This window comes from Kurthia gibsonii (genome assembly GCF_006539985.1).
GTDB classification, from domain to species: domain Bacteria; phylum Bacillota; class Bacilli; order Bacillales_A; family Planococcaceae; genus Kurthia; species Kurthia gibsonii.
This window is the reverse complement of sequence record NZ_BJOB01000062.1, coordinates 1-9949: the sequence shown is the minus strand read 5'-3', so window position 1 is coordinate 9949 and position 9949 is coordinate 1. Positions and strand designations below refer to the sequence as shown.

8 protein-coding genes and 1 pseudogene are annotated in these 9949 nt (G+C 36.2%); 4 read left to right on the top strand and 5 right to left on the bottom strand.

From position 1 onward, the window contains the following. Positions 1-43: 43 nt before the first annotated feature. Entirely contained in the window at positions 44-403 is a 360-nt protein-coding gene (locus KGI01_RS12585) for a VOC family protein (protein ID WP_087680049.1), read from the bottom strand. Positions 404-487: 84 nt separating this feature from the next. Then, positions 488-1798 (bottom strand): sigma 54-interacting transcriptional regulator, encoded by a 1311-nt coding sequence (locus tag KGI01_RS12580; RefSeq protein WP_141274969.1) that lies wholly within the window; start codon positions 1796-1798, stop codon positions 488-490. 149 nt (positions 1799-1947) lie between these two features. On the opposite strand from KGI01_RS12580, the gene pruA reads away from it, so the two are divergent. From pruA to KGI01_RS12565, 3 genes are all read left to right on the top strand, one after another. Continuing rightward, complete coding sequence (pruA, locus tag KGI01_RS12575) at positions 1948-3492, top strand: L-glutamate gamma-semialdehyde dehydrogenase (RefSeq protein WP_141274968.1); 1545 nt, start codon at positions 1948-1950, stop codon at positions 3490-3492. A gap of 86 nt (positions 3493-3578) precedes the next feature. Continuing rightward, positions 3579-4772, top strand: a complete 1194-nt coding sequence (locus tag KGI01_RS12570) for an ornithine--oxo-acid transaminase (protein ID WP_087680050.1) — start codon at positions 3579-3581, stop codon at positions 4770-4772. 128 nt (positions 4773-4900) lie between these two features. After that, a complete protein-coding gene (locus tag KGI01_RS12565) occupies positions 4901-6145 on the top strand; it encodes a Glu/Leu/Phe/Val family dehydrogenase (protein ID WP_141274967.1) in 1245 nt (414 codons plus the stop codon). A gap of 99 nt (positions 6146-6244) precedes the next feature. Here the strand turns inward: KGI01_RS12565 and KGI01_RS14235 are convergent. From KGI01_RS14235 to KGI01_RS12550, 3 genes and pseudogenes are all read right to left on the bottom strand, one after another. Beyond that, positions 6245-6957 (bottom strand): annotated as a pseudogene (locus KGI01_RS14235) (metallophosphoesterase family protein). Positions 6958-6966: 9 nt separating this feature from the next. Further along, positions 6967-7956 (bottom strand): cation diffusion facilitator family transporter, encoded by a 990-nt coding sequence (locus tag KGI01_RS12555; RefSeq protein ID WP_141274966.1) that lies wholly within the window; start codon positions 7954-7956, stop codon positions 6967-6969. 17 nt (positions 7957-7973) lie between these two features. Beyond that, entirely contained in the window at positions 7974-8693 is a 720-nt protein-coding gene (locus KGI01_RS12550) for an MgtC/SapB family protein (protein WP_141274965.1), read from the bottom strand. Between the two features lie 132 nt (positions 8694-8825). Here KGI01_RS12550 and KGI01_RS12545 point away from each other — a divergent pair, with 132 nt between their 5' ends. Beyond that, positions 8826-9725, top strand: coding sequence for a DMT family transporter (locus KGI01_RS12545; protein ID WP_141274964.1), 900 nt, complete (start codon positions 8826-8828; stop codon positions 9723-9725). The last annotated feature ends 224 nt before the right edge of the window (positions 9726-9949 follow it).

Genomic DNA, 9949 nt, shown 5'->3' with positions numbered 1-9949 from the left:
TTTTGTTATGTCCCGGGCTCTTCTTTTTATATGTGACAATCTGTTATTTACCGATTAAAACAAATACATTTTCATCAGGAGCCTGCATAACCGCTACATGTCCCCCTAAGTGATTGGGGAAAGGAGTGCGTATCCATATAACTTCTTCATTGTCTTTTAACATTTCATAAGTTTCTTGCACATCCGATACGATAATTTCGGTTTCAGAAAATTGTAAATCAGGATTATCTTTTAAAACGAGTTCTGAATTGCCATCAGGGAAAGTCATTCCTACAAGTCTCCACTTGTTCTGTTCATCTTGAAAAGTATCCCATGATTTAGTTAATCCGAGCATTTCATAAAAGCGAATCGATTTTTCAATATCTTGTGTATAAATTGCAACGCATTCAATCTTTCTCCACATAAAATAAAGCACCCTTTCAAATGAGAATATATGTTCTCGTTTGATTATAGGGTAAAATACTTCAAAAGAAAACTAAATCCTTATTTAATTATTTTTTAATTTACGCAATCGATATTGTAAGTTTTGACGACTCATTCCAAGTGCCTCAGCAGCTTTTGTAATGTTATGACCGTATTTATCAAGTACCTTATTTAAATAATAGGCCTCTGCTTCACGTAAATAATTGTCTAAAGGCATCAGTTCTTGTTCTGCTTGGATAACAAAATCCTCTGCGTGAAGGGGCGTACTATCACGATATTCTTGTACCTTTAATTTAAAATGATGTGGTAGTAAGTCATACGTAATATACTCCTCATTCGAAATCATCGTACTCATCTCATCTAATAACACTTCAAGTTCTTTCAAATTCCCAGGCCAGTCGTAGTGCTGGAAAAGTTGTTCTACTTCATTTGTGACACCTTTAATCTGACTACCGAAAATGCGACGATAACGTGCTAAATAGTCTTGAATGAAAGGTCCCATATCGCTCAAACGCTCACGTAGAGGTGGTACAGTAATGGATACAGAAGCAAAGAAATAGTATAAATCTTTTAATAACACTTGTTCAGCAATTAAATCAATGGGATCATTGCCAACACTTGCGATGAAAAGATGTTCCGTTGAATATGTTTCAAGCACTTGAAGTAACTCTTTTTGTTGCTCAAGCGATAAAAATTCGATTCGTTCGCAAAAGATTGTACAACTGTTATGTTCTTCTAATTGCTTTGTTAATTTCTCAACCATATGTTCATCAGAACGATTGCAATATAATGTAATAAATTCATCAGGTACTGGAACAGTTGCATAATGAATTCCTTCAGCAATCAAATCCTTCCCGGTACCTGATTCACCAATTAAAAGTACAGGTAACTTTGCAATAGCAGCTTTTTTTGCAATTTGAACGACGCGCTTCATTTCAGGTGAAACAGCTGTAATCACATCAAATGTAATGGGTTCCCCGTAACGCTGTAAAGGTTGATTTACTAATTTCTCAAGTGTGGTAATATCACGTGCAAATTCGATAGCCCCGACAATTTCATTATGTTGTTTAACCGGGTATGTATCATTGATTGTTGTAATCTCTTGGCCATTATGATTCCAATACGTTTGTTTAATATTCAACACAGGCTCACCTGTTTGTAACACATAAAGTAATGTTGATTCATCTGCATTATTAAAACGAAAAACATCTAAGATGGAACGATCTGACATATCCTCTAAGTTCAATCCTTCAATTTTTTTCATCTGTTCATTATAAATAATCGTTTGACCCTGTGCATTAATCGCATGAATCCCTACTGTCGAGTGTTCGGTTAAAAATTCATAAAATACTGTTAAATCAAGGTTTTTCTTCATATTTTCGCTCACTCCGTAAAAAAATTTGTTAAAATTACAATTTTTCTCTTGAAAAACGCAACATTCTCTTGCATTATTATAAGTGTAAAGGATAAATAAACGCAAATATTTTTTGCGCTTTCTTTTTAACACACAAAGGAGGACTAGAAATGATTCCATACAAAACAGAACCATTAACAGATTTTTCGAAAGAGGAAAATCGTCAAGCATATAGAGAGGCCATCCAAAAAGTTCAACAAGAACTTGGAAAAGATTATCCATTAATTATTGGTGGCGAAAAAATCGTTACAGAAGATAAAATCACTTCTTATAACCCAGCGAAGAAAACTGAAGTTGTAGGTACAGTATCGAAAGCAACTCAAAAATTAGCTGAAAAAGCAATGCAAGTTGCAGACGAAACATTCAAAACTTGGAGTAAAGTAGATCCTGCAGTTCGTGCAGATATTCTATTCAAAGTAGCCGAAATTACAAAACGTCGTCGCCATGAAATGTCAGCGATGATGACACTTGAAGCAGGTAAACCATGGGTAGAGGCAGATGCAGATACAGCAGAAGCAATCGACTTCTTCGAGTACTATGCACGCCAAATGCTTGAATTAAAAGACGGTAAACCAGTTCTTTCACGTCCAGGCGAGTTCAATAGATTTGACTACCGTTCACTGGGGGTTGGCGTAGTCATCTCACCATGGAACTTTCCATTTGCAATTATGGCAGGTACAACAGTAGCGGCTGTCGTAACAGGTAATACAGTACTATTAAAACCAGCTTCAACAACACCAGTAATCGCATACAAATTCATGGAGATTCTTGAAGAAGCAGGTCTTCCAGCAGGCGTAGTGAATTACGTACCAGGTTCTGGCGCAGAAGTAGGCGACTACTTAGTAGATCACCCACGTACTCGTTTTGTATCATTCACAGGTTCACGTGATGTTGGTTTACGCATCAACCAACGTGCTTCTGTATTAAATGAAGGACAAATTTGGATTAAACGTGTCATCGCTGAAATGGGCGGTAAAGATACAATCCTAGTTGATAAAGAAGCGGATTTAGAATTAGCTGCACAAGCAATTGTAAAATCAGCATTCGGTTTCTCAGGTCAAAAATGTTCAGCTTGTTCTCGTGCAGTCATCGTAGAAGATGTATATGATCAAGTGGTAGAACGTGTAACAGAATTAACAAAAGAATTAACAATTGGTGATCCAACAAACCCAGATAACTTCATGGCAACAGTAATTGATGAAGCAGCATACAAAAAAATCACTTCTTACTTCGATGTAGCGAAAGAAGAAGGGCGTATTGTAGTAGGCGGTACAGCAGATGATTCAGTTGGTTACTTTGTACATCCAACAGTTGTAGTAGACGTTGCACCAACAGCTCGTCTAATGCAAGAAGAAATCTTTGGACCAATCGTTGCGATTGCAAAAGCAAAAGACTTTGAAGAAGGTTTAGCGATTGCGAACAATACAGAATACGGTTTAACAGGTGCAGTTATTTCAACAAACCGCGAACACATCGAACGTGCACGCGAAGACTTCTTCGTAGGTAACTTATACATTAACCGTGGTTGCACAGGCGCAATCGTAGGTTACCAACCATTCGGTGGTTATAACATGTCAGGTACTTGCTCGAAAGCAGGCGGTCCAGACTTCTTAACATTACACATGCAATCAAAATCAGTTTCAGAAGCATTTTAATTTATGTGGATGAGGGGTTTTTACGCCCCTCATTTTTATCCACTGTTATAAAGCGTTTACATATAAACAACAAGGAGGAAAATAAGATGACAATTACACAAAATATTATTGAACAAACAAACTCAATCGGTGCAAAAAACTATTTACCACTTCCAATCGTTATTTCAGAAGCAGAGGGTGTATGGGTAACAGATCCAGAAGGTAACAAGTATATGGATATGCTTTCAGCTTACTCAGCAGTAAACCAAGGACACCGTCATCCGAAAATTATCCAAGCATTAAAAGATCAAGCGGATCGTGTAACATTAACTTCACGTGCATTCCACTCAGATCAATTAGGTCCATGGTATGAAGCTGTTAGCGAATTAACAGGTAAAGAAATGGTTCTTCCAATGAATACAGGTGCAGAAGCTGTTGAAACAGCATTCAAAGCTGCGCGTCGTTGGGCATATGATGTAAAAGGCGTTCCAGATGGTCAAGCAGAAGTAATCGCATGTAATGGTAACTTTCACGGACGTACAATGTTAGCTGTATCATTAACATCAGATCCTGAATATCGTCGTGGATTCGGTCCATTATTACCAGGAATTAAATTAGTAGATTACGGTGATATCGAACAATTAAAAGAAGCAATTACACCGAATACTGCAGCATTCATGATTGAACCAATTCAAGGTGAAGCAGGGATTGTATTACCTCCAGCTGGATTCTTAAAAGCAGCGCGTGAACTTTGTCGTGAACATAACGTTCTATTTATTGCAGACGAAATTCAAGCAGGTCTTGCACGTACAGGTAAAATGTTTGCTTGTGAATGGGAAGATGTAAACCCAGATATGTATATTCTAGGTAAAGCGCTTGGTGGTGGTGTATTCCCAATCTCATGTGTTGTAGCAGATAAAGATGTACTTGGTGTATTTAATCCTGGTTCACATGGTTCAACATTCGGTGGTAACCCACTTGCTTGTGCCGTATCAATTGCAGCTTTAAATGTATTAAAAGATGAAAAATTAGCTGAACGCTCTCAAGAATTAGGCGAATACTTTATGGGTAAATTACGTGAAATTAAAAACCCACATATTAAAGAAGTACGTGGTCGCGGTTTATTCATCGGTTTAGAACTAGATGTAGAAGCACGTCCATACTGTGAAGAATTGATGGAATTAGGTCTATTATGTAAAGAAACACACGATACAGTTATCCGTTTTGCTCCTCCTCTTGTTATTACAAAAGAAGAATTAGATTGGGCAATCGAAAGAATCCAAAAAGTGTTTTCAAAATAAACCCAAAATAAGAGAAAATGGAACTAAACTGTGTTACAATATGTGCGAATCAATATGATGGAATTTCCAAAAAAATACTTTCTCATATGATTGCAAATTATTAAATAGTAAAGAGGCGAAAAAATCAAATGGCAGAAAATCTAAACCTGTTCACATCTACGCAAGAAGTAATTAAAAAAGCTCTTCAAAAACTTGGCTATGATGAAAGCATGTACGAATTATTAAAAGAACCACTTCGTATGCTAGAAGTGCGTATTCCAGTCAAAATGGATAACGGGCAAGTAAAAGTATTTACAGGATACCGTGCACAACACAATGATGCTGTAGGACCAACAAAAGGTGGCGTACGTTTTCACCCAAATGTTTCTGAAGAAGAAGTAAAAGCTTTATCAATGTGGATGACATTAAAAGCAGGTATTGTAGACCTACCATATGGTGGCGGTAAGGGTGGCGTAATCTGTGACCCACGTCAAATGTCAATGGGTGAACTAGAACGTCTAAGTCGTGGTTATGTACGAGCTACAAGTCAAATTGTAGGACCAACGAAAGATATTCCAGCACCAGATGTTTTCACAAATGCTCAAATCATGGCATGGATGATGGACGAATATAGCCGAATGGATGAATTCAACTCTCCAGGATTCATTACAGGTAAACCAATTGTACTAGGTGGTTCTTTAGGACGCGATAAAGCAACTGCACAAGGTGTCACAATCGTCATTGAAGAAGCAGCGAAACGTCGTAACATTGATATTAAAGATGCACGCATTGTCATCCAAGGTTTTGGTAATGCAGGTAGCTTCTTAGCAAAATTCATGAGTGATTTAGGTGCAAAGGTAGTTGGTATCTCAGATGCTTACGGTGCACTTTATGATCCAGAAGGTTTAGATATTGATTATTTATTAGATCGCCGCGACAGCTTTGGAACCGTAACAACTCTATTTGAAAACACAATTTCAAACAAAGAATTACTAGAATTAGAATGTGATATTCTAGTACCAGCAGCGATTGAAAACCAACTTACTGCAGAAAACGCACATCGTATTAAAGCAAGTATCGTAGTAGAAGCAGCAAATGGCCCAACAACTTCAGAAGCAACAAAAATTCTGAATGAGCGTGGTATTTTACTTGTACCAGATGTACTTGCAAGTGCTGGTGGCGTAACAGTTTCTTACTTTGAATGGGTACAAAACAATCAAGGTTACTACTGGACAGAAGAAGAAGTAAATGAAAAATTACTTAAAAAGATGGTAGAAGCATTTGATAATGTTTATACTGTAGCTACTTCACGTAATATTGATATGCGTTTAGCAGCTTATATGGTAGGCGTTCGTAAAACAGCAGAAGCATCTCGCTTCCGTGGCTGGGTATAATTGTTCCCAAAACAATCATATGAATATAAGAAAACCGGAATCGCGTTGTGTCGCGGTTCCGGTTTTTCGTTTTACTAAAAAGAGAAATGAACTATTTTGTTATTTTTGAACAAAATAGACTTTTTGAGAAGGGAGCTCTAGACAGTTCAATTGGCCACCAAAAGTTGCGCTCCCATCGATGCCGATAATACGGTTTTCACCAAAATAAATTTTATTATTTAAGCGGTCTTGGTGCAAATGCTTTGTAGGGGTATGACCGAAAACAACTGTTTTTTGCCCCTCATATTTTTGGTGGAATTCATCTCGAATCCAAAGCAGACTCTTTTTTGTATTTTGATTGAAGGGGATATGCGGATCGACACCAGCATGAACGAAAATATAATCTTCTTGTTCAATTGATGTATCTAGATGATGAATAAATTCTAAATGTCTGATGAGATCTTCACATAAAAAGCTTGCAAAGAAAAGTCATGTAAATCGCCAGCTTGCTTTAAATCTTTTTCAGTAAAGCCATAGCTACGCATTGTTGCTAATCCCCCAGCTGTATAAAGCCAAAAATCCCATTCGTATTTATTTTCTTTTTCAAACACATCGAGCATAATTTGTTCATGATTCCCCATCAACACTTTTGCCCCATGTTCTTTTAACTTCATAATAAAATCGAGTACCTCTTTTGAAGCTGGTCCACGGTCTATATAGTCACCTAATAAAATAAGTTGATCTTTTGAATCATCATATTTTACTTGGTCTAGTAATTCTTTGAAAAGATATAACTCGCCATGAATATCGCTAGTTAATAGTGTTCGACTCATATGAACCTCCTAATCATTCGTTTTCAGTTGGTCAGGTCTTTCGCCAATATGTCGCCAATTTGTTACGCCATCATCTTCATCAAAAAGAATTGTAACACGCGATACTTTCTTCTGTGCTAGTAGAATCTCCATTAAGTGGTCACGAATATCATCAACATATGCGAAAGATAAAGTAGGGTCAACCTCTGCCATGAGTTCTACATGTAGGAATTCACCTTCTTTAATGACTTCTAGTCGTTTAATGTCCCGAATGTTTGGGTCATCTGATACAAGGTAAGCGATATGGTTCAACATTTCTTCATCTGTTTCTCCGATTGCACCACGAGCGTTTTCTAAAAATACAGTACCTACAACATAGAACATCATTAAACCAATTAAGATAGAAGCAATACCTTCAGCAGCCTCAAATCCAGTTAAGTGAGAAATCACAACTGAGATAATCGCGATGACACCACCACCTGTAGCGACAGAGTCTTCCATGAAGACGAGTTTCGTTGCAGGCTTCGCATTTTTTAAATGTTTAAGCGCTTTTGGAATAGCTGTTAGAGGATTTGTTTTCTCTCCAGCATCTTGTGCAATCTCAGTTGCAGCTTTTATTAATACACTTCCTTCTAGTATAACTCCAACTGCTAAAACCGAAATTGTAATCCATAAACCTGTAGAAGTTGTTGGATGAACAATATGATTAATTCCTTCTACAATTGTTTCATAAGCTAAAATGCCAACAATTAATACGGCGCCTAGACAGACAAGATTAACAACGCGTCCAAATCCAGTTGGGAATTTTGGAGTAGGTGCTTTCTTTGAAAGGGCAGAACCAATAAATACAAAAAACTGATTGGCTGCGTCTCCTAGAGAGTGCATCATTTCAGCGAACATCGCAACGTTACCTGTAAAGAAAAACGCAACTCCTTTTACAATACCTAAAACTAAATTGACAATAGCAGCCAGTAGAGAAGGTTTATTACCTTGTTTTAATAAATGGAATATTTCTTTCATATGAAACCTCTTTCTTCTTATAGAATAGTTACCTCAATATGATTAATAAAAGGAAGTGATTTGAATTTTTTATAAACAGCAAAAGTATCTGTTTTTTCAACGAATGAGAGTTGAACACTAATCTCATGGTAAACAACATGATCTGGATATTCTAAGTCCTTAATTTTTAGCTTCTCCATAATAAATTCATTACTCTCTAAATAATTAATCACTTTTTCAATATCATCCATACTCTCCAATCGAATCAATACTTGGACGTCTTGTAAACGAAGACGTTCCGGCCCAAACTTTGTAAAGATGGGTGCAATGACTTCAACTCCAAGTAAGACTACAAGGACAGATAAAATTGCAGGTATATAAAATCCAGCACCTACTGCTATACCAATACCCGCTGCGCCCCAAATCATAGCAGCAGTTGTTAAACCGCTAATTGTATTGTCAGTTCTTCTTAAAATAACACCAGCACCAAGGAAGCCAATACCGCTAACTACTTGTGCAGCGAGACGGAGAGGATCCATTGTAATGTTAATACCAGGAACTGGCGTTGCTTGATGAACAGCTTGTACAGAGATAATTGTTAACAGACAACTAAATGTTGCAATTACAAGTGATGTCTTTAAACCGACAGGTTTCTTCTTTAATTCACGTTCTACCCCGATGATTAAACTTAATATTGCAGCGATTGCCATTTTTAATGTAGATTCTAAAACAAAAGCTGTATCTGCAAAAAATTCCATAAAATCAACTCTTTCAAATAAGTATTTATAAAGCATCGTACAACATAACTACCTATGATATGATAGATGAGTGTTTTAGGTTATTGTACTATAAAATGGAAAAAGTTATATAGAAAGTGAGTGTTATACATCATGGAGAACCCAAAAGTGCATACATTAATAGTTATTTTTATTGGTGTAATCTCTGTATCTGCCTCAGCAATCTTTGTAAAGTTAGCAGATACAACAGCTGGTACAACAGCTTTTTATCGTATGTTTTTGTCCGTATTAATTATGTTACCGTTATTTTTGAACCGCTATGTACACGAATTAAAACAGCTTGTTAAAAGAGATTGGATTTTTTCTTCGATTGCGGGTGTATTGTTAGCGTTTCATTTTATCTTATGGTTTGAGTCATTAAACTATACATCTGTTGCGAGTTCAACTGTATTAGTAACGTTACAACCTTTATTTGCTGTCTTTGGTACATATTTTTTCTTTAAAGACCGTGTAGGTGCAAAAGGGATTTTAGCAATGATAATTGCTATTGGAGGTAGTGTATTAATTAGTTGGGGAGATTTTAAAGTAGGAGGTACAGCCTTTTACGGTGATATATTAGCTTTAATTGCATGTGCATTTGTAACAGGTTATATGTTATTCGGACAAGATGTGAGAAGACGAGTAGGTTTGACAACATACACAATGATTGTTTACACAGTTAGTACAATTACATTAGCTCTTTATGTATGGACTAAAGGGGAAACTTTTATTGTTACAAGACCAACAGATTGGTTCTGGTTTGTGTTATTAGCCATCGTACCAAATTTATTGGGGCACAACTTATTTAACTGGGCTTTAAAATATGTATCTGCTAATACGATTTCAATTGCTATTTTGTTTGAACCAGTAGGCGCATCTATTTTAGCTTACTTTATATTTGCAGAGAAATTAATCGCTACACAGTACATAGGTGGAAGTATTATAATTGTTGGTATTTTACTTTATATAGTAGATGGTAAAAAACTTTTGAAATTATTTCAGAAAAACTCTTGATTTTTTTAACGACATATATTATATTTATATATGTCGTTAAGACAACGTTGAAATCAACGAAATAATACTTCGGAAATTATGTTAAAAAAGTTATTGACAACTTAGAAGCATAAATGGTAGTATAAAGTAGTTGTTAACAAAACAACGAAAAATAAAAATAAAAAATATGTTGACAACAACTTGAAGCTTTGTTAAGATATTAAAGTCGCTAACACGCGTTAGTG

Coding starts and splice junctions, on each gene's coding strand:
- KGI01_RS12585 (WP_087680049.1), bottom strand. CDS start 403: ATGTGGAGAAAGATTGAATGCGTTGCAATTTATACACAAGATATTGAA.
- KGI01_RS12580 (WP_141274969.1), bottom strand. CDS start 1,798: ATGAAGAAAAACCTTGATTTAACAGTATTTTATGAATTTTTAACCGAA.
- pruA (WP_141274968.1), top strand. CDS start 1,948: ATGATTCCATACAAAACAGAACCATTAACAGATTTTTCGAAAGAGGAA.
- KGI01_RS12570 (WP_087680050.1), top strand. CDS start 3,579: ATGACAATTACACAAAATATTATTGAACAAACAAACTCAATCGGTGCA.
- KGI01_RS12565 (WP_141274967.1), top strand. CDS start 4,901: ATGGCAGAAAATCTAAACCTGTTCACATCTACGCAAGAAGTAATTAAA.
- KGI01_RS12555 (WP_141274966.1), bottom strand. CDS start 7,956: ATGAAAGAAATATTCCATTTATTAAAACAAGGTAATAAACCTTCTCTA.
- KGI01_RS12550 (WP_141274965.1), bottom strand. CDS start 8,693: ATGGAATTTTTTGCAGATACAGCTTTTGTTTTAGAATCTACATTAAAA.
- KGI01_RS12545 (WP_141274964.1), top strand. CDS start 8,826: ATGGAGAACCCAAAAGTGCATACATTAATAGTTATTTTTATTGGTGTA.